Genomic DNA, 287 nt, shown 5'->3' on the forward strand with positions numbered 1-287 from the left:
CACGGTCTCACTGGTCTCGCCAAAAATTATATCGGTCGTTCCGCAGAAGTTGAGGCCCATATCCTTGAGGCGCTGCGCCTCTCTCCCCGTGACGTCTGGGCCCCGAGCTGGATGATGATGATCGGCCACGCAAAAATATTTCTCGGCGCCGACTTAGAAGCGGTCACGTGGCTGCGCCGAAGTATTGAGGCCAATCGCAATGTTGCCCGCCCGCATTTTGTTCTTGCCGCTGCGCTGGCGCAGTTAGGGCTGTTGGATGAGGCAAGGGCTGCTGCCCAGGCAGGATT

General features: G+C 58.5%; 1 pseudogene. It reads left to right on the forward strand.

Features of this window, described 5'->3' with window-relative positions:
- A pseudogene (locus QSV46_RS39435) lies at positions 1–287 on the forward strand (adenylate cyclase); the annotation flags it as partial.

Origin of the sequence: Bradyrhizobium cosmicum (genome assembly GCF_032290525.1) — a bacterium.
GTDB classification, from domain to species: domain Bacteria; phylum Pseudomonadota; class Alphaproteobacteria; order Rhizobiales; family Xanthobacteraceae; genus Bradyrhizobium; species Bradyrhizobium cosmicum_A.